Annotated in this window: 22 protein-coding genes; 11 read left to right on the forward strand and 11 right to left on the reverse strand. The window is 64.0% G+C overall.

Features of this window, described 5'->3' with window-relative positions; genetic code table 11:
- Positions 1–2 precede the first annotated feature (2 nt).
- Positions 3–1,430, reverse strand: coding sequence for a DHA2 family efflux MFS transporter permease subunit (locus tag JMY28_RS10050; protein WP_201695749.1), 1,428 nt, complete (start codon positions 1,428–1,430; stop codon positions 3–5).
- Positions 1,431–1,730: 300 nt separating this feature from the next.
- Between JMY28_RS10050 and JMY28_RS10055 the strand changes: the two genes are divergently transcribed.
- Positions 1,731–2,756, forward strand: a complete 1,026-nt coding sequence (locus JMY28_RS10055; protein WP_201695750.1) for an aldo/keto reductase — start codon at positions 1,731–1,733, stop codon at positions 2,754–2,756.
- Positions 2,757–2,783: 27 nt separating this feature from the next.
- Here the strand turns inward: JMY28_RS10055 and JMY28_RS10060 are convergent, their stop codons facing one another.
- From JMY28_RS10060 to JMY28_RS10090, 7 genes are all read right to left on the reverse strand, one after another.
- Entirely contained in the window at positions 2,784–2,960 is a 177-nt protein-coding gene (locus JMY28_RS10060) for a hypothetical protein (RefSeq protein WP_201695751.1), read from the reverse strand.
- 558 nt (positions 2,961–3,518) lie between these two features.
- Positions 3,519–4,220 carry a carbonic anhydrase gene (locus JMY28_RS10065; RefSeq protein WP_201695752.1) on the reverse strand — a complete coding sequence of 234 codons (702 nt, stop codon included), beginning with the start codon at positions 4,218–4,220 and terminating at the stop codon, positions 3,519–3,521.
- A 342-nt stretch (positions 4,221–4,562) separates the two neighbouring features.
- Complete coding sequence (locus JMY28_RS10070) at positions 4,563–5,396, reverse strand: ABC transporter ATP-binding protein (RefSeq protein WP_201695753.1); 834 nt, start codon at positions 5,394–5,396, stop codon at positions 4,563–4,565.
- A gap of 38 nt (positions 5,397–5,434) precedes the next feature.
- Entirely contained in the window at positions 5,435–6,268 is an 834-nt protein-coding gene (locus JMY28_RS10075) for an ABC transporter permease (protein WP_201695754.1), read from the reverse strand.
- Positions 6,269–6,320: 52 nt separating this feature from the next.
- The gene (locus JMY28_RS10080; protein WP_201695755.1) at positions 6,321–7,181 is read right to left on the reverse strand and encodes an ABC transporter permease; all 861 of its coding nucleotides are present in this window, start codon (positions 7,179–7,181) and stop codon (positions 6,321–6,323) included.
- Positions 7,182–7,201: 20 nt separating this feature from the next.
- Positions 7,202–8,266 (reverse strand): ABC transporter substrate-binding protein, encoded by a 1,065-nt coding sequence (locus tag JMY28_RS10085; RefSeq protein ID WP_201695756.1) that lies wholly within the window; start codon positions 8,264–8,266, stop codon positions 7,202–7,204.
- 295 nt (positions 8,267–8,561) lie between these two features.
- Positions 8,562–9,806, reverse strand: a complete 1,245-nt coding sequence (locus tag JMY28_RS10090) for an MFS transporter (protein ID WP_201695757.1) — start codon at positions 9,804–9,806, stop codon at positions 8,562–8,564.
- A 107-nt stretch (positions 9,807–9,913) separates the two neighbouring features.
- Here JMY28_RS10090 and JMY28_RS10095 point away from each other — a divergent pair, with 107 nt between their 5' ends.
- Together JMY28_RS10095 and JMY28_RS10100 are read left to right on the forward strand one after the other, a co-directional pair.
- Positions 9,914–10,795: a LysR substrate-binding domain-containing protein gene (locus JMY28_RS10095; RefSeq protein ID WP_201695758.1), complete on the forward strand. Its 882-nt coding sequence runs from the start codon at positions 9,914–9,916 to the stop codon at positions 10,793–10,795.
- A 509-nt stretch (positions 10,796–11,304) separates the two neighbouring features.
- A complete protein-coding gene (locus JMY28_RS10100; protein WP_201695759.1) occupies positions 11,305–11,703 on the forward strand; it encodes a BON domain-containing protein in 399 nt (132 codons plus the stop codon).
- A 161-nt stretch (positions 11,704–11,864) separates the two neighbouring features.
- Here JMY28_RS10100 and JMY28_RS10105 read toward each other — a convergent pair whose 3' ends face one another.
- Complete coding sequence (locus JMY28_RS10105) at positions 11,865–12,818, reverse strand: LysR family transcriptional regulator (RefSeq protein ID WP_201695760.1); 954 nt, start codon at positions 12,816–12,818, stop codon at positions 11,865–11,867.
- Positions 12,819–13,151: 333 nt separating this feature from the next.
- Between JMY28_RS10105 and JMY28_RS10110 the strand changes: the two genes are divergently transcribed.
- Positions 13,152–14,678: a CoA-acylating methylmalonate-semialdehyde dehydrogenase gene (locus tag JMY28_RS10110; protein WP_201695761.1), complete on the forward strand. Its 1,527-nt coding sequence runs from the start codon at positions 13,152–13,154 to the stop codon at positions 14,676–14,678.
- A 51-nt stretch (positions 14,679–14,729) separates the two neighbouring features.
- Positions 14,730–15,620, forward strand: a complete 891-nt coding sequence (gene mmsB, locus JMY28_RS10115; RefSeq protein ID WP_201695762.1) for a 3-hydroxyisobutyrate dehydrogenase — start codon at positions 14,730–14,732, stop codon at positions 15,618–15,620.
- Positions 15,621–15,684: 64 nt separating this feature from the next.
- Here the strand turns inward: mmsB and JMY28_RS10120 are convergent, their stop codons facing one another.
- Entirely contained in the window at positions 15,685–16,740 is a 1,056-nt protein-coding gene (locus JMY28_RS10120) for a phytoene/squalene synthase family protein (RefSeq protein ID WP_201695763.1), read from the reverse strand.
- Positions 16,741–16,811: 71 nt separating this feature from the next.
- Here JMY28_RS10120 and JMY28_RS10125 point away from each other — a divergent pair, with 71 nt between their 5' ends.
- The 3 genes from JMY28_RS10125 (at position 16,812) to bamA (ending at position 20,732) form a co-directional block, all read left to right on the forward strand.
- Positions 16,812–17,567, forward strand: coding sequence for a hypothetical protein (locus JMY28_RS10125; RefSeq protein ID WP_201695764.1), 756 nt, complete (start codon positions 16,812–16,814; stop codon positions 17,565–17,567).
- A gap of 313 nt (positions 17,568–17,880) precedes the next feature.
- Positions 17,881–18,279 carry a hypothetical protein gene (locus JMY28_RS10130; protein WP_201695765.1) on the forward strand — a complete coding sequence of 133 codons (399 nt, stop codon included), beginning with the start codon at positions 17,881–17,883 and terminating at the stop codon, positions 18,277–18,279.
- A 137-nt stretch (positions 18,280–18,416) separates the two neighbouring features.
- Positions 18,417–20,732, forward strand: a complete 2,316-nt coding sequence (bamA, locus tag JMY28_RS10135) for an outer membrane protein assembly factor BamA (protein ID WP_201695766.1) — start codon at positions 18,417–18,419, stop codon at positions 20,730–20,732.
- A gap of 609 nt (positions 20,733–21,341) precedes the next feature.
- On the opposite strand, the gene JMY28_RS10140 is transcribed toward bamA, so the two are convergent.
- Complete coding sequence (locus JMY28_RS10140) at positions 21,342–22,292, reverse strand: LysR substrate-binding domain-containing protein (RefSeq protein ID WP_201695767.1); 951 nt, start codon at positions 22,290–22,292, stop codon at positions 21,342–21,344.
- A 122-nt stretch (positions 22,293–22,414) separates the two neighbouring features.
- Between JMY28_RS10140 and JMY28_RS10145 the strand changes: the two genes are divergently transcribed.
- The 3 genes from JMY28_RS10145 (at position 22,415) to JMY28_RS10155 (ending at position 25,498) form a co-directional block, all read left to right on the forward strand.
- A complete protein-coding gene (locus tag JMY28_RS10145) occupies positions 22,415–23,590 on the forward strand; it encodes a M20 aminoacylase family protein (protein ID WP_201695768.1) in 1,176 nt (391 codons plus the stop codon).
- A 75-nt stretch (positions 23,591–23,665) separates the two neighbouring features.
- On the forward strand, positions 23,666–24,991 hold the full coding sequence (locus tag JMY28_RS10150) for an MFS transporter (protein ID WP_201695769.1): 1,326 nt from the start codon (positions 23,666–23,668) through the stop codon (positions 24,989–24,991).
- Between the two features lie 270 nt (positions 24,992–25,261).
- Positions 25,262–25,498 carry a sugar ABC transporter permease gene (locus JMY28_RS10155; RefSeq protein WP_201695770.1) on the forward strand — a complete coding sequence of 79 codons (237 nt, stop codon included), beginning with the start codon at positions 25,262–25,264 and terminating at the stop codon, positions 25,496–25,498.
- Positions 25,499–25,612 lie beyond the last annotated feature (114 nt).

A 25,612-nucleotide genomic window follows, 5' to 3' on the forward strand; every position in this document is an offset into this window, starting at 1 on the left:
GCCTATGCGCGCTGCCTGCGCGAGCCGCCGCCCACGTTCTGTCCCGCGTCGCGCGCCATCTGCGCATAACCCCACACCGAAATCAGCGTGAGCACGCCGGCGCCGAGAAAGGCGAGCCGGAAGTCGTCGAGCGTGAACACATGGCCGGTCGTTTCGCCGTTGAGGTGCGCGGCCACACGCAGCGCGAGTGCGCCGAATGCAATCCCAAGGCCGATGGTCATCTGCGCCGCGGCACTCCAGAGCGTGCTGGCCGCGCTCATCTGCGGCTGCGCGACATCGGCGTAGGCCAGCGTGGCGAGGGTGGAAAACTGCATCGAGCGCGCCATGCCATACACGAACACGACGATCAGCACGAGGGCGAGCGGTGTGCCGGGCGTGAGCAGGCCGCACGCGATCAACGAGACGCCCGCAACGCTGACATCGATGACCGAAACGAGCCGGAAGCCCCAGCGTTCGAGAATGCGCGTCGTGAGCGCCTTCATGCCGAGATTGCCGAGCGCGCTCGCGAGCAGCAGCAGGCCGGACTGGAACGCCGAGAGACCGAAGCCGATCTGGAACATCAGCGGCATCAGATAAGGCGCCGCGCCGATGCCGATACGCGTGACCGAGCCGGTCACGATCGTGACGGAAAACGTCGGAATCTTCAGCGTGGAAACGTCGACGAGCGGGTGTGGATGACGCTTCGCATGCATGAACGCGACGACGCCCATCGCGACACCCGCCGCAACGATCGCCAACGCGCGCCACGGATTCTCGCCGACCTGACTCGCGAGCTCCGCGCCGTAGAGAATGGCGGTCAACGCCGTCCCGCTCAGGACGAGGCCCGTGACGTCGAGCGGCCGGCGCTGTTCGCCGCGCAGGTTCGGCACGATCGCGGCGATGGCCGCGAGCACGGCAATGCCGAACGGCACATTGAGCAGGAAGATCCAGCGCCACGACGCATAGGTCGTAATGAAGCCGCCGATGGGCGGTCCCACCACGGGCGCGGCAATGGCGGGCCAGGTGATCGTCGAGATCGCTTGCATGAGCTTGCTTTTCTCGGTGCTGCGCACGACGATCATGCGCCCGACCGGCACCATCATCGCGCCACCGATGCCTTGCAGGATGCGCGCGGCCACGAACTCATCGACGTTCTGCGAGATCCCGCACAGCACGGACGCGACCGTGAACGTGACCACGGCGCTGAAGAACACGGTGCGCGCGCCGCAGCGGTCCGCCACCCAGCCGCTGGCCGGAATGAAGATGGCGAGCGCAAGCATATAGGCGGTCACGCCGAGGCTCAGACTATTCGGGCCGATGCCGAACGAGCGCGCCATCTGCGGCAGCGCCGTCGCGATGACGGTCGTGTCCAGATACTCCATGAAGAAGGTGGCGGCGACGAGATACGGCAGCCAGCCGACGCCGGAAGAACGTTGCGCGGGAGCGGTCATTGCGCCTCCACGCTGCAGAGGGGAATCAACGTCATCGTGGTGCGGATCATGTGCGGTCTGCGGGCGAATGTGGACGATTCGTGCCGATCGGAATATGACGGAGCGGATAGTGAAGCAGAAAGCCCGCGGCGAAAGGCGACAGTTTCCAATACGCAAGAGCATCTGTACAGCCGCGCGGCGAGCGGCGGCGCTGTGAGTCCTTCGTCATGAGACCTTCGCGGCAAGCCCGAATTGAAGCGGGTAGACTCGTGCGCTTGTCGGCATCTCATTGTCAACGCCTTGATCAATGGAGGATCGGAAATGGAATACCGTTTTCTGGGTGCGTCTGGAATGAAGGTGCCGGTGCTGAGTTTCGGCACTGGCACGTTCGGTGGCAAAGGCGAGTTCTTCGAGGCTTGGGGCGCAACCGATGTCGCCGAAGCACGCAAGCTGATCGACATTTGCCTCGACGCCGGCGTCACGATGTTCGATACCGCGGATATCTATTCGAGCGGCGCCTCGGAGTCGGTGCTTGGCGAAGCGCTCAAGGGGCGGCGCGACAAGGCGATCATCTCGACCAAGGCGACCTTCCGCTTCGACGACGAACCCAATAACGTCGGCTCATCGCGCTTCCACCTGAAGCGCGCTGTCGACGCGGCGCTCAAGCGTCTGCAGACCGACCATATCGACCTGTTCCAGTTGCATGGTTTCGATGCGCGCACACCGGCCGAAGAGGTGCTGTCCACGCTCGATGAACTCGTGCGCGCGGGCAAGATTCTCTATACAGGCGTGTCGAACTTCTCGGGCTGGCACCTGATGAAATCGCTGGCGGTGGCCGATCGCTACGGCTATCCGCGTTACGTTGCGAACCAGACGTACTACTCGCTGATCGGCCGCGACTACGAGTGGGAACTGATGCCGCTCGGGCTCGACCAGGGTGTAGGCGCGGTGGTGTGGAGCCCGCTGGGCTGGGGGCGTTTGACCGGCAAGATTCGACGCGGCCAGCCGCTGCCGGAAAAAAGCCGTCTGCACAAAACGTCAGAGCAGGGTCCGCCGGTGCCGGATGAATACCTCTTTCGCGTGCTCGATGCCATCGACGAGATCGCGAAGGAAACCGGCAAGACCGTGCCGCAGATTGCGTTGAACTGGCTGCTGCAGCGGCCGACGGTCGCGACGGTGCTGATCGGCGCGCGCGACGAGGCGCAGTTGCGCCAGAACCTCGGCGCGGTCGGCTGGAATCTCACGGCCGAACAGGTGGCGAAGCTCGACGCTGCGAGCGTCGTGCGCCCCGTCTACCCGTACTGGCATCAGGAGGGTTTCCCCGAGCGCAACCCGTCGCCGGTTTGAGGCGATGGTTCGCTCAGGGAGGGTGCTTTAAGCCGCTTCGGCCTGGCGCAGGATCTGGGTCGCGCCCAGATGCAGCGCCAGCGCGAAGAACTCGCGTTCCGCGAGATTGAGGGACTTCGCGGCGGCCATCGCGCGGTAATGGTCTTCCGGGTGCAGGAACAGCTTGACTTCGACTTTCGACTGACGGTTCTGCGCGGACTCCATGGATGCTTCTCCTTCGGTAACCGGGCGCTCGGCCCGTGACGGGTGCGAAGCCCATTACCGGGCGTCTATACGCGCTAAGGCGCGCGCCGTTTGCCGCGATGTACGGCGGCATGAAAACGGCGATGACGCGGAGTGGGCCTTGAAAGTTCGCCTGCCGCGGCGCGTGCGCGACGGCAGGACACGCGCGCTGAACTAGCGAAGCGTGCGACGACGCAATGCGCCGGTAGTGCGATTGAAGCCGGGATGAGACAGGTGATGCGACGGCGGGGCAACGTGCTGCATAAGCGACCAACCTCCGGAATTTTTTTCTTGTGCGGCAGGGCGCCGCATGTAGTACGGGCGCAAGTGTAGTCGCGTTTTTGCCTAGGGTAAACCCCTAATTCGAAAAGAATTATTGCGTAGATTGAGAAAATCGCGCGGCAAGATCCGAAATGCGCTGTGGACGCACCTGAGTTCATGCGGAATGACTAGGAAGGATTTGATGGGGCGGCGAGAACCGCCGCCCCGGCGCTAGCGTGAAAGCCAGCGTTAGGGCGTGGGCGCGTCAGCGCCCGGCCGTTATTCCTCGCCGCGCTTGCGCAGACGCGCGCGCGCTTCGGCGAGCGACAGGAACTTGCCGTGTGCTTCGTCCAGCACGGTGACCTTGCCGTGCCCGATGTCATAGACCCAGCCCTGCAATTCGAGCTGGCCCTGAGCCACGCGCGCTGCCACCGCGGGGTGCGTGCGCAGATGCGTGAGTTGCAGGCGGACGTTTTCTTCCACGAGCGCCTGGACGATCTGGTCGTCGCCCAGACCGCGGGTCTTCACCACGCTGCGCGCCGCTTCCGCGTTGCGCAGCCACGCCTGCACGGTGGGCATGTCCGCCGTGGCCTCCGCGCCCGAGGCGAGGCCCTTCATCGCGCCGCAGTCGGTATGGCCGCACAGCACGATCTGCTTCACGTTGAGCGCGAGCACCGCGAATTCCACGACGGCCGACACGCCGCCGAGCATTTCGCCATAGGCCGGCACGATATTGCCGATGTTGCGGCAAACGAACAGATCACCGGGCTTGGCCTGCGTGATCATTTCCGGCGAAACGCGCGAGTCGGCGCAGGTGATGAAGAGCGTGTGCGGCGCCTGGCTGTGGGCGAGGCTGTGGAACAGCTCCTTGTTGCCCGGGAAAACGTGATGAGTGAATTCGTCCACGCCGTCGAGCAGGTGTAACAGATCGCAGCCGCACGAATCGGAGCGACCGTCGTGCGAGTGGGTGTTGTCTGGCATGGATGTTTCTCTCTTTATCATGAATCGACACTATCGAATGGCAACAGCGGGAGTTTACGCTGAGCCGACCCCTTGCGGATCGGAAAACTTCGCGCCACGTTGCACGAGACAGCCGTCTCCCCGGTATCCAGGCGTCGAACCGGCGGGATATGTCGATAAACCGGCCGAAAAGACTGCTAAGTACGGGAAAGCGGGCTTGCTGTGTGGGCGCTTGCGCGTCGTGCGTTTCCGTTCGAAAAGAGATTTTCTCACGCCGCGCGCAATTGGCCCATCCGGGGTCTTGCCGGTAGTGTCGGGTTCATGAGGAGGGGTGAGACGCGACCGACCAGTCGGTCGGCACGCTCACCACGCCATGCGCCATTGACCTGAAGAATGGGCGGGGGTGTCGGGCAACAACGTGTCGCCGGGCGGTGTCGTCGCGTCCGAGAAGTCGGCGAGGATTTCGTCGCGCAGCCGCACGAAGCGTGGATCGGCGCGCTCGCGCGGGCGCGGCAATGTCACGTCGACAATGCGCCGGATGCGGCCGGGGCGCGGCGCCATTGTCACGACACGGTCGCCCAGGTAGATCGCCTCGTCGACGTCGTGGGTGACGAGGATCATCGTGATGCGTTCGCGTTCCCAGATGCGCAGCAATTCGTTTTGCAGGCGGCTGCGCGTGAGGGCGTCGAGCGCACCGAAGGGTTCGTCCAGCAGCAGCACGCGCGGGCGATTGACGAGGCCGCGCGCGATCGCCACGCGCTGCGCCATGCCACCTGAGAGTTGATGGGGATACGCCCGCTCGAAACCCGCAAGGCCCACGAGTGCGATGTGCTCAGCCACGGCTTCGTGCTTCTCGCGCGCCGAAAGCGGGGCATTGCGCAGCGCCGCCAGGATGTTCTGTTCGGCGGTGAGCCAGGGAAACAGCCGATGATCCTGGAACACGATGCCGCGCTCGAGCGAGGTGTCGCCCACGCGTTCGCCGCGCATCATGATTGCGCCGCTATACCCCGCGTCGAGGCCGGCGATGAGGCGCAACAGTGTGGATTTGCCGCATCCGCTCGCGCCGAGCACGCTCACGAATTCACCGGGGCGCACATGCAGCGTCACGTCGTCGAGCACGACGAGCGCGGACTCACCCGCGCCGTAACGCTTGCTCACATGCAGAATGTCGAGTCCCTCGGGTTCAATGGCGCTCATCTGGTTTTCTCTCAGGTTCAATTGATTTGCAATACGAATCATTGTGCGGTGATGTGCAACCGCGCTAGCACCGTTCGCTCCACACGCCGTGCGAGCGCATTGAGCGCCCAGCCAATCGCGCCCACGACGATGATGCCGAACAGCACGAGGTCCATGCGGAATTGCTCGCTGCCGTCGATCAGCACGTTGCCGATACCGCTGCCTGCAACGAGAAGATATTCCGCGCCGAGCGTGGCGAGCCACGAATAGATGAGTGCGAGATAGAGGCCCGTGAAAATGGAGGGCAGTGCGGCCGGCAACAGTACGTAGCGGACAAGCTGGAGCCGCGAATAGCGCAACGCCTGTGCGAGTTCGACATAGTTGCGCGGGACCGCGTGAATGCCGTCGCAAGTGTGGGCGGCAACCGGGAGCAACGCCGCGAGCGAAAGAAAGACGACCTTGGCGGCGTCACCGAGGCCGAACCATACGGAGATGAGCGGAATCCACGCGAACAGCGAGATCTGCTTGAACGTATCGAAGCTCGGCCCCACGACGCGCGCGGCGATGCGCGAGAGACCCAACGCGCCGCCCAGCAGGAATCCTGCCGTTGCGCCGATGGCGAAGCCGCAGGCTTCGCGTGCAAGCGACGCCGAAAGTGCGCGGGCCAATGCGCCGCTCTCGATCTGTTCGTAAGCGGTACGAATCACATCGGCGGGACTCACGAGCAGGCCGCTCTTCACGAGATGCGAGGCGCTCAAGGCCCACCACAGCGCAATGGCGACGAGGGGCAGCGCGGCGCCACGCAAATCGACACTTCGTCGCGGCCTGGCTTCGGCGGCCGCTTCGCAGGCGCAAGCGGGACGCGCTGCCTTGCGTGCAAGCGACAATCTCATGGCGAATTCTCCTCTTGCTCGAATGTTGTCTATCAGGCGCTATCCCGCACCATCAAGCCCGGAACGCCGATGGCGTGCCGCGCCGCAAACGTCGCTCGAGCACATCGAGCAGTCGATTGATGACGAGGCCGACCGCGCCCACCACGACCACGGACGCCATCACGAGATCCAGCTGAAAGAGCTGTCGGCCGTACACGATCAGATAGCCGAGTCCTTCTGACGACGCCACGAGCTCGACCACGACGAGCGCGAGCCACGCCTTGGTGAAGGCGAGGCGCACGCCGGTTGCGAGCGTGGGAACCGCCGCGGGCAGCACGAGCCTCACGATACGTTGCCAGCGTGTGTAGGCGAATACGCGCGCGACTTCGTCCAGTGCAGCGGGTGTCTGCCGAAAGCCCTGCATGGTGCTGAGCGTGACCGGCACGAGCGCCGCGTGAGCGATGAGCAGATACTTGAGCGGTTCGCCCACGCCGACGAGCAACAACAAGAACGGCAGCCAGCCGAGCACGGGAATCTGCACGATCGCGTTGAAGCTGGGCAACACCCAGGCTTCGAGCGTGCGCGAGAGCCCGAGCGCGCCGCCGATCAGGAAGCCGAGCACGGTCCCGCCTGCGAAGCCCAGCAGTACGCGTTGCAGGCTGATCAGCGTATCGCGCGCAAGCTCGCCGCTCTGGGCGAGATCGACGAACGTTTCATAAACGCGTTGCGGCGCAGGCAGGATTTGCGGCGCGATCCAGCCACGCGCGCAACCCACGTTCCATAGCAGGAAGAGCAGTGCGGGCAGCAGCCAGGGCGCGAGATGCCACGCGCATGCGCGCAGCGCGACGCGCCAGCGTGCGTTGGTTGTTGCCGCGTCGATACGTGGTGCTGCACGCGGCGTGTCGCTGGCAATCGTGATCGCGGTTTCCGTCATGATGCGGCTCCTCTCACGTGTTAGCCAAGCGGCTTGCCGGCGGCGTCGTAGCGGGTCCAGTAGTGTTCGAGCTTTTGCGTGCGCAGCGCGTTGTCGAGATAGCGCGGCTCGAACCACGAATCGACGTCTACGGGCTGGCGAATCAGCTTGAGGCGCAGCGCGTCCTGCGCAACGGCCTTGTAGCGCGCCACGATGAACGGATCGATCAGCGGCGAATTGCGGTACTTCAGAGGCTGCTCGCCGAATTCGGCTTGCCAGGACGCGTAGCTCACGCCGCTCTTTGCCCAGAGCTTGAAGAGCGCGTCGCGGTTGGCTTCGTCGGAGGACCATTGCGCCGCTTGCACGAAGACGTTGACTACGCGCTGCACGATATCGGGGTGCGCCTTCTCGAAGTCGTCGAGCACGAGCAGATGCGCCTGGCGCGTCAACTGCGGCCCATCATGCTGCGATTCGTAGACGATGCGGGCAAGCCCCTGATCGCGCAGCCGGTAAAGGGTGTAGTCGCTCACCGAGGCGTCGATGCCTTTCGATGCGAGCGCCGCGAGCGAGCTTGCGGTATCGAGGTTGATCACGTGCAGCGCGTGTTCGTCGAGCTGGTTCTCGGCGAGTGCGTTGTCGGCCACGAGCTGCAGATTCGTGCCGCGAAAAATGGCGACCCGCCGGTCTTTGAGGTCCTTGATCGATTTGATGTCCGAATCGGCTGGCACGCCCACCTTCACGCCGGAACGCACGCCCGATTCGAGCAGGATGCGGGTCTTGAGACCGTTGGCGCGCGCGAGGACCGAGGGCAAGTCGCCTTGATACGCGAAGTCGAGTGCATTGTTGGCAATGGCCTCGTTCACAGCCGGGCCCGCGCCCTTGAAAAAGAGCCACTCGACCTTGATGCCGTCGGCGGCGAACTCCTTTTCGAGCAGCTGCTGGCCGCGCACCGTGGCAGCAGTCGAACCGCCGAAGGTGGGCGGATCGCCCGCGCCTTGCTGCGCGACGCCGATACGGATCACGGTGGGCTCACCGGCCGCGGCATGCAGGGAGATGAACGAGAGCGCTGCGCAAAGCAGGTACTGCAGAACGCGATGTGAACGCATGGGCAGGTCGGATTTGGGTGACGAAACGGGGTGCGCCGACTGGCGAGCTTGCGTCGCTGTCATTGCCGTTGGGTCATTCTTTTCCGGGTGTGCCGATCAGGACAACCAATGATTCGAGATTTGCATTTCTCGACAAAAGCGCTGCGTGTTATGGGGAAGGTGAACGGCAGGGCGCCTTCATGATAGTGGAGCGCCGCTCGTGCCGAAGGAAGAAATCGTGCTATCGATGTGAGCAGAAGCGCAAAGCCGCACGGTGCACAGCGCGTGATGCGGCTTTGCGCAAAAGCGCGCCTTATTACGTTTCGACTGCGGTGCGCGTGGCGGCAGCGTGCCGCGACGGCATGAAGTACCACACCGCGCAGAGCACTTGCAGCACGACGAGGACCGCCCACACGGTCTGATGCGCGAGCGCAGGGTAGTGGCCGTCGAGGGCCGGCCAGTGCGCGAGCGCGGCGCCGATCGCGATCTGCAGAAAGAAGATGCCGATGAAGATGACGAGCGTGAACGTGGTGTTCACACGGCCAATCAGGCGCGGCGGGAAATATTCGGCGAGCACCGCGTAAGTGAGGATGCCGGTGCCGCCGAACGCGCCGTACGCGGCCCAAAGCAAGGATGCGGGCAGCGGCACGCGCGCTGCGAGCAAGGCTTGCACGAGCACGAAAATGAGCATCGTGACGCCGGAAAAGAGCTGAACGCTCACGCCGCGGCGCTCGAAGCTGCGTGCGAGCGCGCCAAAGCCGATATTGCCGACAATGAACGCGCCGCCCAGCACGGAAACGAGTGAGGCCGCACGCGCGCCGACATCGGCAGTGCCGGCCGGCACGACGTCGCGCAGGAACGCGCCGACCCACAGCGACTGCATGGCATAGAACACGGCCTGGGTCAGCGACGAGAACGTCGCGGTCTTCCAGAACGCATGGCTGCGCAGGATGTGCGCGGTGCCCTTGAACTGTTCGAGCACGCTTGCCTGATGGTGGGTGTCGCGCGTGCGCGGGCCGCCCAGCCAGATGATGGCGGCCACGAACACCGTGAGTGCCGCGAGCCCGAGGCTCACCGCGCGCCAAGGCGCGATCGAGAGCAGCCACGAGAGCGGGGCGCCCACGGCCACGCCACCGAGGCCCCCGACGGCCATGACGAGGCCGTTCACGAGCGTGAGTTGCGCGACGGGGAAGTGCTGCGCCGTGGCCTTGAACGCGCCGCCCAGGCAAACCGACACGCCTACGCCGATCAGCAGTCGGCCCACCATCATCGCGGCCATGTTATGCGAGACGCCGAAGATCAACGCGCCCGCCGCGGCCACGAGCATGACGCACGCGGTGACGCGGCGCGGGCCGTAATGGTCGAGCAGCACGCCGCCGGGGATCTGCGCGCCGGCGAAGCCGAGGAAATAGAGGCTCGTGAGCGTGCCGAGATCGGTCGCCGTGAAGCCCAATTCACGCGAAAGAAACGGCGCGAAGCCGAGATTGACGCCGCGAAACAGGTACGAAATGAAATAGCCGAGCGCGAATACGGCGAATACGCGCAGTCTGAGTGAGGTCATGTTTGGGGGCGAAAGCGGATTGAATGCCTGGTTGTCGATTATTGGCGATTGAGGTGCGCGAGGCCAGCGAGAGATTTCAGACGGCATTGTGAGTAAAATTTGACGTCATGGCCCGATCTCTCCCACCTTTGCAGGCGCTGCGCGCCCTCGAAGCCGCTGCGCGGCGGCGCAGTTTCAGCCGCGCCGCGGAAGAATTACATTTGACGCACAGCGCCGTGAGTCATCACCTGCGCGCGCTCGAAACGGAACTGGGCGTCGAGCTGTTCCGCCGCGCGGGCAGCCGCATGATCCCCACGGCGGCGGGCGCGCAGCTGGCCGATCGCGTGCGCCGCAGTCTCGACGATCTGCGCGACGCGCTCGACGCCACGCGCCCCGGCGTGAGCGGCGTCACGCGCCTCGAGCTGAGCGTGATGTCCGACTTCGCCTCCGTCTGGTTGATTCCGCGCCTGGGCGACTTCTACGACCGCTATCCCATGGTTGACCTCTCGCTGCGCATGCATGCCGATGTCACACCGCCCGACCCCTATCCCTTCGACATCGGCATCTGGCATCGGCGGGTGGACGAACCCGGCTTCCAGATCCGCAAGTTGCTGGACGACCAGGTCGTTGCGGTATGCAGCCCGGCCTTGCTCGCGCGCCATCCCGACTTTCGCATCGAAGATCTCGCGAGCATGCCGCTCCTGCGTTTTTCGCGCCGCTCGTGGCGCGACTTCTTCGAGGCCGCGGGCGTGGCCGGCGACGAACCGGAGCGCGGACCGGTGTTCGACGACGCTGGCCTGCTGCTGCAGGCCACGGTGGCCGGGCAAGGGGCGGCCACGGCGCGCCTGCAACTCGCGCGCGGCTTCATCGAGCGTGGCGAACTGGTGCAGTTAGGACAGGTCCGCATTCCGGCCTCACTCGACTATTACTTCACGTGGCGCGAAGGGCATCCGCGCGAGGCGGCGATCCAGCAGTTCTATCGGTGGATAAAGGCGCAATTGGCCAATTGATGCAGGCCGGCCTCTCGTATTGCGCAATGGGTATTCGGGTTAACCGCTGTGCGTATTGTCAACGCCGCTTGTGTGATGTGCGTTGCTCTTTGATTAAAGCCGCTCAATCCCGCTCTGGAATATGCGATTAGCGATCTTATTCATATCGCATGCACCAAGGCGGATCATGGCTGAAGGCATTACACACCGGCGTTTGAATGCGGCAATGAAGCGGCGGCGAATGGGCCGTGAAGCGGGCCTAAAGGGATATGAAGCGGGCTGATGAAGCCATTTCAATTGCATTGTTGAGTAGCGGCTTCACTATTTGGACAATCAACGTATTCGTCTGTGGAAAGCGGCAGGAAGTGTGGCGTGGAATCACAGATTGGGCACGTTTCGTGTCAAGAATGAAATAGTTGCGGTATTGTTACTTCCCATCGCCGTCCGGCGCGCGAATGTTTTTGTAGTCAAAGGTGTAGTTAACGGCCCATTCCTGGGCCTGCAATAAGACTGACAACAGGAGAAACTGCATGAAGGCTATTCAGATGTTCAAGCTGGCCGCAGCCACGGCGCTCGTGGCGGCCTCGTTCCAGGTCTATGCGCAGGACGCTTCGGCCCCTGCCGCAGCAGAAACCCCCACCAGCGGCCCGACGGCCTCTGCCCAGCACAACGTCAATCAATCGAAGGCAGCACTGCGTCAAGCACGCGCAGCGAACCGTGCGCTCGGCCGTAAGGTCCGTGCGGCCCTCGCGCGAGACAGAAACATCAGCGTCTCCAACATCACCGTGCGTGCGAAAGACGGCGCCGTTATCCTGCAAGGCACTGTGCCCGAGCAGTCGCAGGTCCAGCGCGCTAGCGATGTCGCCAAGGGCGTGGAAGGTGTGACGTCGGTGCGCAACGCGCTGACGATCCGCCCGGTTGGGACCTGAGCATCGGCTAGCCGGCGCGCGCCGATCGCCCTTCGAGGTGCGGGCGGCGACGCCGGAGCGGGTGCTTCCAGATTCTTCCTGAAGGCCGCACATGCAGTCCCATTCGTGGACTGCATGTGCGGCTTTTTTATTGCTTGTCGAGGCTGTAGCGTGAGCAGCGCTCAGGCCTCGACGTAATGCATTTCCGGCGATTCGCCCATGAGCAGAGGGCGATTGGCGTCGGCGGCCGCGCGCAGGTAATCCCAGAGCGACGTGATGCGCCGCAGCTTGCGCAGATCCTCGCGGCTGCACAGCCAGAAGCGCCGCGTCACCATGACTTCGTCAGGGAGGATCGACACGAGGCGCGGGTCAGGCTCGGCCATGAAGCAAGGCAGGATGGCAAGCGCGCTGCCCTGCAGCGCAGCATGGTATTGCGCGATCACGCTGGTGCTGCACAGGTTTGCACTCACATTAGGCGCTGTACGTTCGAGGTAGAGCAACTCGTGGCTGAACGCCAGATCGGCGACATAGCTGATGAAGGCGTGATTGCGCAGGTCTGCCGCTGTGCGAATGCGCGGGTAGCGCTCGAGATAGGCGGGCGTGCCGTACAGGCGCAACCGGTAATCGCACAGCTTCGTGTACACATACTGTCCGCGCTCGGGGCGCTCCAGCATGATCGCGAGGTCGGCCTCACGCTTTGAAAGGCTCACGAAATGCGGCACCGGCAACAGGTCGATCGACATGTCGGGATGCTGGCCCGTGAAGCGCGCCAGTTGCGGCGCAAGAAAGAAGCAACCGAAACCCTCCGTCGAGCCCACGCGAACATGGCCCGAAAGCGACTGCGCGCCAATCGCGAACTGCTCGCTGGCCGATTGCACCGTGGTTTCCACGGCATCCGCGTAGGCCAGCAGGCGCTGGCCTTCGGCCGTCAGCACGAAGCCGCCCGAGCGCGATTTGTCGAACAGGACGGTGCCTAGCGCCGCCTCCAGCTCCCGCACCCGGCGCGCGACCGTGGTGTGATCAACGCCCAGACGCTTCGCGGCGCCGCTCGCGCGCTGCGTGCGCGCGACTTCCAGGAAGTAGCGCAGATCGTCCCAGTTCAATGTCTCCATGCTGCTCGTTGTGTTTTTTTGCATATCGGATGGGCTTTTTCATCTCTATGCCGTGGATATTCGAATAACTATACTCGTACAGCAAAGCGACTGAAACAGACGCGGTCGCACGACAACAAGGATGGAGACAGACGATGCAAATGCAGTCGTTCCCCGCGCGGGCGCCGCAGGTGTGCCCGTGTTCAGCAGGACTCTCCGTTTCTCCGCCCGGAACCATTCCCAGTACGTTCGGCATGACTGCGCGCGTTCGCAAATGGTCCTCGCGCGCGTGCTGCGATTGAAGATTTCGCTGACCGAGCACATTCCGCCATATCCGGCCACGGCCGGCCCGTTCGAATCCATCAGGGAGAGTTCACGATGAACGCAGTGACCCAGGCATCCAACGCACATGTTTCGACCGTCAAGCTGCTCATCGACGGCGAGTTCGTCGAATCGAAAACGAAGGAATGGCGCGATATCGTCAATCCGGCCACGCAGGAAGTGCTGGCCCGCGTGCCGTTCGCGACCGTCGAGGAAGTGGACCAGGCTGTGAAGGCCGCGCACACCGCGTTCGCCACGTGGAAGAACACGCCGGTCGGCGCGCGTTTGCGCATCATGCTCAAATTGCAGGCGTTGATTCGCGAGCACATGCCGCGCATCGCGAAGACGCTCACAGCCGAACAGGGCAAGACGCTGCCCGACGCCGAGGGCGATATTTTCCGCGGCCTGGAAGTGGTCGAGCACGCCTGCTCGATCGGCACGCTGCAACAAGGCGGTTTCGCCGAGAACGTGGCGGGCGGTGTGGACACCTACACGCTGCAGCAGCCGCTAGGCGTATGCGCCGGCATCACGCCGTTCAACTTCCCCGCGATGATCCCGTTGTGGATGTTCCCGATGGCGATCGTTTGCGGCAATACGTTCGTGCTCAAGCCCTCGGAGCAGGACCCGCTTTCGACCATGCAGCTCGTCGAACTTGCAATCGAAGCGGGCATTCCGAAGGGCGTGCTCAACGTCGTGCACGGCGGCAAGGAAGTCGTCGATGCGATCTGCACGCACGAACTCGTGAAGGCGATTTCGTTCGTCGGCTCGACGGCCGTGGGTACGCACGTCTACCGGCTGGGCAGCGAACACGGCAAGCGCGTGCAGTCGATGATGGGCGCGAAGAACCACGCGGTCGTGCTGCCCGATGCGAATCGCGAGCAGGCGCTCAATGCGCTGGTCGGCGCGGCGTTCGGCGCGGCGGGCCAGCGTTGCATGGCGACCTCGGTGGCCGTGTTCGTGGGCGCGGCGCAGGAATGGGTAGACGAGCTGGTCGAAAAGGCGAAGACGCTCAAGGTCAATGCGGGCCATGAGGCTAAGACGGACGTCGGCCCGGTCGTGTCGCGCGCCGCGAAAACGCGCATTCTCGGCCTGATCGACTCGGGCGTGAAGCAGGGCGCGACGCTCGCACTGGACGGCCGCGAGGTGAAGGTGCCGAGCTACGAGAGCGGCAACTTCATCGGGCCCACGGTGTTCACGGACGTGAAGACCGATATGGACATCTACACGAACGAGATTTTCGGGCCCGTGCTCGTGGTGCTCACGGCGAAGACGCTCGACGAAGCGATCGACATCGTCAACGCGAATCCGTTCGGCAACGGCGTGGGCCTTTTCACGCAAAGCGGCGCGGCGGCGCGCAAGTTCCAGAGCGAGATCGACATTGGCCAGGTGGGCATCAACATTCCGATTCCGGTACCGGTGCCGTATTTCAGCTTCACGGGCTCGCGCGGTTCGAAGCTCGGCGACCTGGGCCCGTATGGCAAGCAAGTCGTGCAGTTCTACACGCAGACCAAGACGGTCACCGCGCGCTGGTTCGACGACGCGACCGTGAGCGACGGCGTGAACACGACGATCAGCCTGCGCTGATACGCCGCCCGATATAAACATGGAGTACTGAACAATAACGGAGACAGGCTCATGAAAATTGGATTTGTCGGGCTGGGCCACATGGGCGCGCCAATGGCGCTCAACCTGCTCAAGGCGGGGCACGCGGTGACGGTGTTCGACCTGAGCGCGAGCGCGATGCAAACGCTCGCCGAGGCCGGCGCGCAGAAGGCCGCATCGGCGAAGGCGGCGGCAAGCGGTGCGGAGTGCGTCATCACGATGTTGCCCGCGGCGGCGCACGTGCGCAGCGCGCTTACGGCAGAAGATGGCGTGCTGGCGGGCATCGCGAAGGGCGTGACGATCATCGATTCGAGCACGATCGATCCGGCGAGCGTCAAGGAGTTCGCGAAGCTCGCCGCCGCGCAGGGGAACGCGTTTGTCGATGCTCCCGTCTCGGGCGGCACGGGCGGCGCGGCCGCGGGCACGCTCACCTTCATGGTGGGCGGCAGCGCCGAGATCTACGAGAGCGTGAAGCCGGTGCTCTCGGGCATGGGCAAGAACATCGTCCATTGCGGCGAGACCGGCACGGGACAGGTGGCGAAGATCTGCAACAACCTCGTGCTCGGCATCACGATGGCCGGCGTGGCCGAAGCGATGGCGCTTGGCGAGGCGCTCGGCATCGACCCGAAAGTGCTGGGCGGCATCATGAACACGTCGACGGGCCGCTGCTGGAGTTCGGACACGTACAACCCGTACCCGGGCGTGATCGAGACGGCGCCTTCCTCGCGCGGCTACACGGGGGGGTTCGGGACGGATCTCATGCTCAAGGACCTGGGCCTTGCCACCGACGCCGCAATAGGCGTGCATCAGCCCGCATACATGGGCGCGCTCGCGCAGCAGCTCTATCAGGCCATGAGCAGCCACGGCGACGGCAAGCTCGACTTCTCGGCGATCATCAAGCTGTATCGCGCTCAGAAAGGGTGAGTCACGTAGTTTCGAGTCGCGCAAGGCGCGCTGCGAAGCGCGCTTTTTTTTTGCGGCCGTATTTTCAGCCTTTGATACGAGCCTCGACACGCGCAAAGAGCCGCTTGAACCAGACGTCGAGCAGCGTATTCGAAGACGCGAGCGCGGTGGAACAGGCGAGAATGCGATAGACGTCGTTGCGCGTGACCTTCGAGGTCTTCGCCGGATCGAGCCAGTCGTCGTTGTCGACGAGATGCTCGAGCGTTTCGAGCCCGATGAGAATGGGCCACAGGCACGCGAGCCGCAGGCGCATCGAAAGGCGCGGCAACGCGAACGTATAGTCGATGGCCGCGCGGAAATGATCGAGCGTGATGCGCACGAGTTCGAGCATGATCGGCCGCGCGCGCGCCGAGGCGCCGGGCTTGAGCAGGTCCTGCGCGGTGAGCCCGGCCTGGGCCAGCATCGAAGCGGGCAGATAACAGCGGCCGATGCGCAGATCCTTGCCGCAGTCGCGCAGCACGTTCACCATCTGCAAGGCCTTGCCGAAGCGAATGCCCCGCGCGTACATGGTTTGTTCCAGCGAGGGCGCGAGGGTGCCCGGCAAGTGCATGTACGTCATCTTCGTCCAGAACTCGCCCACGCAGCCCGCCACGAGATACGTATAGCGGTCGAGTTCGTCCCACGTGTTCAGCGCGGCCACCAGACCCGAGCGCTCGTCGGGGAACGTGCGTAGATCGAATTCCATGCCTTCGGTGAGCGTCGTGACGATCTCGCACACGGCCCGGCGATCGGCGTCGTCGAGCTGCGCGAGCACATCGAGCGCACCGCCCAGCGATTCGAGCAGCAGCTTCTCGTCCGATTGCGCTTGCTGACCCGCAACCTCGCCTGCGAGATCGGCGAGCAGGGTGTCATCGTTCGCCGCGCCGTTCACGCGCTCGCGCAGCGCGAGCAGCAGGGCGAGCCGCCGCTCGGGCGGAATCAGCGCGGTGTCGGCAATGGTGTCGGCGGCGCGCGCGAGCAGATAGGCTTCGCCCACGGGGTCGCGCATGCCGGCGGGCAGCACGCGCATCGTGAGGTAGAACGAACGGGAAACGCCTTTGAGCAACGGGCCTAGCAGGAAGGCCCGGGTAGAATTCTGCATGTCGGATAGGGGCAGCGAGGGACGGATCGGACGCAGCCGCATTGTATCGTGGACGAAGGAGACGAGGCCCGGTGAGACCCGAACGCGCGTTTTACGACCTCCAGGTGCGCTTCGCGCGCACGGCGGCGCGGCTCGCGGACAGACCGCTCGCGGCGGCATTGCTCGACTGCACGAACCTCTATGTGCGCTTCGGCGCAGGGCGGGCGTTCGATTGCACGCATCCGCTCTGGGCAGCCTACGTGCGTGGCCTCGATGAGCGCGCAAGCGTTACAGAGCAATGCGAGTGGACGTGGCGCTATGTGCAGCGCTGCCCGACGCATCAGGCGGCGCCTGCGGTCGTCGCGACGGTTGGCTGCTTTTCTTACGCGCGTGAACCGCATGGCGGAGTGCGCCTGCACTTCAACGCCCAAACCGATAGCGGCATGTCGCCGCTCGATTCCCGGCAACTCGCCGCACGGCACCTTGAGTTGCGGGCGTTGATTGAACACCTGCGTGAACACTTGCGCGGCAACCTCCAGGAAAGCGGCTGCGCGTCGAGCGACGTGCTCGTTCGCGGCACTTCCTGGCTCTACAACGTGCCCGCCTACCGGCGGCTCTTTCCCGCGGCCTACGTCGCGAGCGCGCAACCCGTGTCCCGTCTGCGCGCGCTTTCGCTTTGGGGCCAATTTCTCGACCGTCACGGCGGTGTGCGGCGCGACGCGGCCGCGATGCTGCTCGCGCGTGTCGAGCGAGTCAGCGCATTTGCTGATGTGTTGCCTTGCTTTCCCTTACAGGCACTCGCGGTGCAGGTGAGCTTCGCGGAGTTTCAAGATTTTTTTGATAAGTAACAGCATGCGTTCGCCACGATGCCCGCCACGCTGCACGTGTTAAAGCACCTGTTTGCAGATAGAAAGCAAGCGTAATCGATACGGTTACCAAAAATTTTTCAAGATAACCGTGGTGTCGTGCAGCCGAGAGCAGATTGAAAGCCGCTGCGTGCACGCAGGGTATTGGCCTGGCTCGGAAATGGGTGCGTGCGAAACGACCGGAATGAGCCCCTACGCAATATTGATGAAAGTAATCCCTGTAACGATGGGGTAACGCGCGTACCGCGCCCAACGCACTAGACTCCGCCGATGCTTTTGTAACGGAGCGTCGCCCATGCCCTCGTCCCCGGCTCTTGCCATTCATTCCCTGCGCGATTTCGAGCTGACTGCGGACGGCCAGTACTTGATGGTGAACGGCAATCAGCCGGACAGCGTCGCGCTGCATTGCTCGGTGATGCATGAACTGCTCGCCGCGCTTTCCAACGCGATTGGCCGCTCCGAGCGCATTCGCCACAAAACGGCGAGCGTGAAGTTCACCATGCCTTGCGAGGCTTGGGAGGTCGGTCGCGAGTCGGGCGACGTGCAGCATCTCGTGGTGAGCTTTCGCTTGCCTGGGGGCGCCGAATTGTCGTTCCGTCTACACCCCGCGCAAGCCGTGCACATGACCGAGGTGCTCTCGCTCGCGACGGGGCTCGCGAAGATGCGCCTGCCTGGCGGTGCGAGCATGCAATAGGCGTCGCGCGCCGGCCTCTCTTGCCGCATCCGTTGTACACCCCGCATCCGTGGATGCCAGCCGCGCGCATCTCGCGCCGGTAATGGAGCATTCGGCACTTTCACGGCTCTTTCGTTGCTTCACATTCGACCTCCCGCATGACGGCATCAACTACCACGGCGCGCTATGCACGCGCACTGACTCTCGCCGGCTTCGGCATCGGCGTGACTGCTGTGGCACACGCCACCGAGCCCTTCGTGGTCCAGGACATCCGCATCGACGGGCTCACGCGCATCGAACCGGGCACCGTATTCGCCTATCTGCCGATCAAGCAGGGCGAGACCTTCACGGACGACAAGGCCTCCGACGCCATTCGCGCGCTCTACGCGACGAGCCTCTTCAGCGACGTGCGCATTTCCACGCAGGGCAGCACGGTGATCGTGCAGGTGCAGGAGCGTCCCGCTATCGGCACGATCGACTTCGCGGGCATCAAGGAATTCGATAAGGATAACTTGACGAAGGCGCTCAAGTCGGTCGGGCTATCGCCGGGCCAGAGCTACGATAAAGCGCTAGTCGACAAGGCGGAGCAGGAACTCAAGCGCCAGTACCTCACGCGCGGCTACTACGCGGCGGAGGTCACGACCACGGTCACGCCGATCGACCGCAATCGCGTGGGCCTGCTGTTCTCCGTGGTCGAAGGGCCGAGCGCGAAGATCCGCCAGATCAACTTCATCGGCAACAACACGTTCAGCGGCGGCACGCTGCTCGATGAAATGCAGCTTTCCACGCCGAACTGGTTCTCGTGGTACACGAAGAACGATTTGTACTCGAAGGAAAAGCTCACGGGCGACCTCGACAACGTGCGCTCGTACTATCTGGACCGCGGCTATCTGGAGTTCAACATCGACTCGACGCAGGTCTCGCTGTCGCCCGACAAGAAGGACATGTATCTGACGATCGGGATTCACGAAGGCGAGCCGTATACGATTTCGAGCGTCAAGATGGCCGGCAATCTGCTCGACCGCGAAGCGGAGTTGCAGAAGCTCGTCGGCGTCAAGCCAGGGCAGCGTTTCTCGGCACAAAAGCTCAAGGACACGACCAAGGCGATCGTCGACAAGCTCGGCGAATACGGCTACGCATTCGCGACCGTGAACGCGCTGCCCGAGATCGACCAGAAGAACCACACGGTCGCGCTCACGCTGCAGGTGGACCCGAGCCGGCGCGTGTATGTGCGCCGCGTGAACGTCACCGGCAATACACGCACGCGCGACGAAGTCGTGCGCCGCGAAATGCGCCAGCTCGAAAGCTCATGGTTCGATTCGAACCGTCTCGCGCTTTCGAAGGACCGCATTAACCGCCTTGGCTACTTTACCGACGTGGACGTGACCACCGTGCCGGTGGAAGGCACGCCGGACGAAGTGGACGTGAACGTGAAAGTGACCGAGAAGCCTACCGGTACGCTTTCGCTGGGCCTGGGCTACGGCTCGGGCGAGGGGCCGATCATCTCGGCGGGCATTTCGCAGGACAACGTATTCGGTTCCGGCAACAGCCTTTCGCTGAACGTGAATACCGCCACGACGTATCGCACGCTCTCGGTCACGCAGGTCGATCCGTATTTCACGGTGGACGGCATCAAGCGCATTACCGATGTCTACTACCGCACGACCGAGCCGCTTTACTACTCGAGCACGAACGACACGAGCTTTCGCATCATCTCGTATGGCGCGGACATGAAGTTCGGCATCCCGTTCTCTGAGACCGATATGGTGTATTTCGGCCTCGGTATCGAGCAGGACCGCCTCGACGTCGATTCCAGCACGCCGCAGACCTATATCGACTACGTGAACGATTTCGGGCGCGTCTCGAACACGGTTCCGCTCACCGTGGGCTGGTCGCGCGACAACCGCGACAGCGCGCTGGTGCCGAGCCGTGGCTACTACGCGCAGGCCAACGCGGAATATGGCACGCCGGCGGGAACGCAGTACTACAAGGGCGATGCCCAAATGCAGTACTACTACTCATTCGCGCGCGGCTTCGTGCTGGGGCTGAACTTCCAGGGCGGCTACGGCAACGGTCTGGGCGGCAAGCCGTATCCGATTTTCAAGAACTACTATGCGGGCGGTATCGGTTCGGTGCGCGGTTACGAGTCGGGCTCGCTCGGCCCGCGCGACACCACGACGAACGATCCGATCGGCGGCTCGAAGATGGTGGTGGGCAATATCGAACTGACGTTCCCGCTGCCCGGCACGGGTTACGACCGCACGCTGCGCGTGTTTACGTTCGTGGACGGCGGCAACGTGTGGGGCACGGAAGGCAGCAGCACCGGCGCGAACGGTCTGCGTTACAGCTATGGCGCGGGCCTCGAATGGATCTCGCCGATCGGGCCGCTCAAGCTCGATCTGGGCTTCCCGATCGTCAAGCACGCGGGCGACCAGTATCAGAAGTTCCAGTTCCAGATCGGTACGTCGTTCTAGATTTCTGTTTGAGGCTTGAGTCGTGGTTTCTGGGGCTTTGGCGTCTCCTTGCTTTCGCGTCGGTATGCCAGTGTTGCCCCTGTGCGGGGCGGCACCTACTTTTCTTTGCCGCGGCAAAGAAAAGTAGGCAAAAGAAAGCCGCTCACACCGCCAGCGCCTGCCACAGTTCACCTCGCGCCGCGCCAGGTAGTGGCTCCGGAGCGTCTGTCACCTCGCACCACTGAACTTGGTGACAAGGCGCTCATCCTTCCGGCGGCGCTACGCGCGCCGAATGGCATAACCCAAAACCAGCGGGGCACCTGGGTTCTCGCCTCGCTCATTCGTACCATCCGGTTTCCCTTGCAGACCCGGCCGCTGCGTGCGTAGCGGGCAGCGGGATGAATGAGCCCTTTGTCACTAACCTAGGTGGTGCGAGGCGACAGACGCTCCGGAGCCACTATCGTGTACGGCCAGAGGTCAATTGTGGCAGGCACTAGCGGTGTGAGCGGCTTTCTTTGCCTACTTTCTTTGCCGCGGCAAAGAAAGTAGGTGCCGCCCCGCACAGGGGCAACGCATGCATACCGACACGAACACAAGGGAACGCGAAAGCACCAGCAACCCAAACAAGACTCAGATCAGCAGTTCGAGCGAGTGAAAGAGCCGCCGGCGTTCGGGGTTCGGCGAAGCCTCGCCCGCATGGATGGCCTCCTTGAGGCATTCCAGAAAGCATTCGGCCGCGGCGGAGAGCGGCACGCCGCGCCGCGCAACCACGCTAACCACTGTCCGGTCCACTTCCTCCTGGAGCGCGAGCGCGCGCAGGTTGTCGCGCGCGAAGCGCGTCTCCACCAGCGGCCACGGGAAGATGCTCACCATATCCGTATTCATGATGAGCCCCATCGCCACCACGAACGAGTGCGCCAGGTGCATGCTCTTCGGCATCGGCAGGCCGTGACGCAGGAACACGTCGTCGGCGACCATCTCCTTGCTTGCCGGGTCCCAGTTGAGCAACCATTCGCAATCCTGAAGTTCCTTCAGCGATTGCGCGTGCGAGAGCGGATGGTCCTTGCGCACCACCACGGCCGACTCCGTGGCAAAGATCGGCGTTTGCGTGAATTCTGCATGAAGCGAAGCGGGCCCGGGCTTGCCTAGCGAGAAGTCGAGCGAGCCGTCGCGCAGCCGCGGCATCACGATATTGAGCAGGCCTTCGTAGAACTCCAGCTGCATGCCTGGCATGCGTTCGCGAAACAGTATGACGGCGTCGGGCAGGAAGGAGAGGGCGAGCCACGGTGTCACACCGATCGCGAGCTTGCCGACGCCACGCCCGCGCCGCGCGTCGAGTTCGTCCTGGGCGCGCGACATCTGGTGCACGACGAGCCGTGCATGCACGAGCAGCGCCTGGCCCGCTTCCGTGAAGGCGATGCCGTTCGCGTTGCGCGTGACGAGCGCGATTTGCTGCTCGGCTTCCAGCTCGCGCACCGCTTTCGTTGCCGCCGCCGGAGAGATGCCAAGCGCACGCGCGGCCGCGCGAATGCTGCCGGTATCGGCCATGGCGACGAGCGCGCGGAACTGGTGGAACTTCATAAGGGATAACCCGAGTGCGCACTTCTGGTTGGCGGGCCAACTATTTTAGGGCTGTCGGTCGACAGGAGACGTCATTATTCTCAAGCGAATTCACACTCACGCTCGCCCTGGAGGGAATTCGTATGAACACGATGGCTATCCCGGCCGCAATCGCCGCGATCGAAGATGAGATGATCGCGCTGCGTCACGAGATCCACGCGCATCCCGAACTGGGCTTCGAAGAATTCGTCACCAGCGACCTCGTCGCGCAGCGCCTCGCCGAGTGGGGCTACGAGGTGCACCGCGGTCTGGGCGGCACGGGCGTCGTGGGCACGCTCAAGGTGGGCGACGGCAAAGCGCGCCTCGGCCTGCGCGCCGACATGGACGCGCTCCCGATCCACGAGAGCACCGGCCTCGACTACGCGAGCCGCATTCCGGGCAAGATGCACGCATGTGGCCACGACGGCCACACGGCCATGCTGCTCGCGGCGGCGAAGCATCTTGCACAGTCGCGCAGCTTCAGCGGCACGCTGCACCTCATTTTCCAGCCTGCCGAAGAAGGCCTGGGCGGCGCCAAGCGCATGCTCGACGAAGGCCTTTTCGAACGCTTTCCCTGTGACGCCGTGTTCGCCATGCACAACATGCCCGGTTTCCCCACGGGCAAGCTCGGCTTTCGTGCAGGGCCGTTCATGGCTTCGTCGGACACGGTGATCATCGATATCGACGGCCGCGGCGGTCATGGCGCGGTGCCGCATAAGGCGATCGATCCGGTGGTGGTGTGCGCCAACGTCGTGCTCGCGCTGCAGACCATCGTGTCGCGTAACGTGCCGCCACTCGACATGGCGATCGTCACCGTGGGCGCGATCCATTCGGGCGACGCCCCGAACGTGATTCCGCAAACCGCGCAGATGCGCCTCTCGGTGCGCGCGCTGCGCCCCGAAGTGCGCGACTTGCTGCAGGAGCGCATCACGGCGCTCGTGCACGCGCAGGCGAGCGCGTATGGCGCGACGGCGCGCATCGACTATCAGCGCCGCTACCCGGTGCTCGTGAATGACGCGGCGATGACCGAGTTCGCGCAGGACGTGGCGCGCGACTGGCTCGGCGTTGATGGCCTCATTCACGACATGGCGCCGCTCACCGGCAGCGAGGACTTCTCGTTCCTGCTCGAGCGCTGCGCGGGCAGCTACCTCATCATCGGCAATGGCGACGGGGAGGGCGGCTGCATGGTGCACAACCCCGGCTACGACTTCAACGACGACTGCCTTGCCACCGGCGCGGCGTACTGGGTGCAACTCGCCGAGCGCTTCCTGCGCGGCTGAAGCCCATAGCCGGCGGGCGAATGTACCAACAAACGCACCGCGATACGAGACACGAGACAAACGAGGAGACACCCGATGAACGCCACGTCGATTCACGCGCCGGCCGCAGCCGCACAGGCTTCTTCGCGCCGCTCGCGCGCGAAGGCCATCTTCGCGATCACGCTCGGCAACGGGCTCGAGTTCTTCGACTTCACGGTCTATAGCTTCTTTGCCTCGATCATCGGCGCGCTGTACTTTCCGGTGCATGGCTCGCTGAACCAGTTGATGCTCGCCGTGGGCAGCTTCGGTGTGGGTTTCGTTGTGCGTCCGATCGGCGGCATCGTGATCGGTGCGTTCGCGGACCGCGTGGGCCGCAAGGCCGCCATGACGCTCACGCTCTGGCTCATGGCGCTCGGCTCGGCACTCATCGCGTTCGCGCCCACCTATGCGCAGATTGGGCTCGCGGCGCCCGCGCTGATCCTGCTCGCGCGTCTCGTGCAGGGCTTCGCGGTGGGCGGCGAAGTGGGCGCCTCGACGTCGCTCCTCCTCGAATACGCGGACGACCGCTCGCGCGGCTTCTACGGCAGCTGGCAGTTCGTGAGCCAGGGGCTCAATACGGTGTGCGGCGCGCTCATCGGCGTGGCGCTTTCCACCACGCTCTCGCAGGCCGCGCTGGAAAGCTGGGGATGGCGCGTGCCGTTCGTGATCGGCATGCTGGTCGTGCCGGTGGGCGTCTACATTCGCCGCCATCTCGACGAAACGCTCGCGAACCCCGTCGAAGTCGACAACACCGAACCCGTGGCCGACATGGCGCGGCCGCTGCGCGAGATTTTCGGGCGTCATCGCACTTCGCTTGTCGCAGGCATTGTCACGACCATTGGCGGCACGGCGGCGAACTATATCGTGCTGTTCTACATGTCGACGTATGCGATCAAGATTCTCGGCCTGCCGATGTCGGTCGGCATGAGCGCGGCCCTCGTCGCGGCGCTCGTCACCGCCGTGTGTTCGCCGTTCGCTGGCTCGCTTTCCGACCGGCTGGGACGCAAGTGGGTGATGGGCGTCTCGCGCGTGCTGCTGATCGCGGTGATCTATCCGGCATTCATGCTCATTCATGCTGTGCCGACCGTTACAACCGTGCTCGCGGTCGTGGCGGTGCTGGGCGCGATCGTCGCGTTCACGGCGGTCCCCAACATCGTGATGCTGCCCGAACTCTTTCCTCAGTCGATTCGCGTGACGGGCATGTCCGTGGTGTATTGCGTGGGCGTGTCGATCTTCGGCGGCTTCGCGCAGTTTTTCGCGACCTGGCTCATCAAGCTGCTCGACAACCCGCTCGCACCCGCCTGGTATCTGATCGGCTGCGGGGCAGTCTCGCTGCTCGCGCTGCCGCTCATTCGCGAACCGGCGGGGCGTCCGCTCGATTGAGCGCGATTGCGTGCTGTAGTTCGGCCGCTACACACTTTTAGCGGCCGTGTCGTGTTTATTTACCAGACGTTTACGCGGCGCTGCCTAGAATCGGTTCGTGTTCAACTCAAGCGCGCCGGCCGAAACGGCGGCGTGCGCACAACACGTATGCCGTCTACCGTCTCGCAGGGCTCGATTTCCCGAGGTTCCCGCTCCGCCGCCACGCCGCGGCCCGTTCTTTCACTGCGCAACTCGCGCAAGCCCCTTGACCCGCCAACCCATCGCGCAACGGTGCAACTGGTTGTGCGCGTGCCCACGAGCGAAGCGCAACTCGCGCGATGCACGCTGCATGGTCTCATTGGCGACGCGCTCGGCGTGCATACGATCGATATCGACCGCCGCAGCGACCTCGCTTGCCTGCACGTCGAACTCGATCGCCGCCGCGTGGCCGAGGCCATGGCGCTGCTCATGCGCACGCTTTCGTGCGCGGAATTCGGTTCGGTGCGCCGGCTCGATCGCGCCGCCTGATTCGCAACGCGTGGCGCAACCGTCTCTCTGACGGTTGCGCCGCGTTTGCATATTCTCCCCTCCGCAGTTCACGCGACGCATGCCTCGTGCGTCCGCAACGTTCGCTTCCCCCTT

Origin of the sequence: Paraburkholderia hiiakae (genome assembly GCF_904848665.1) — a bacterium.
Lineage (GTDB): Bacteria > Pseudomonadota > Gammaproteobacteria > Burkholderiales > Burkholderiaceae > Paraburkholderia > Paraburkholderia hiiakae.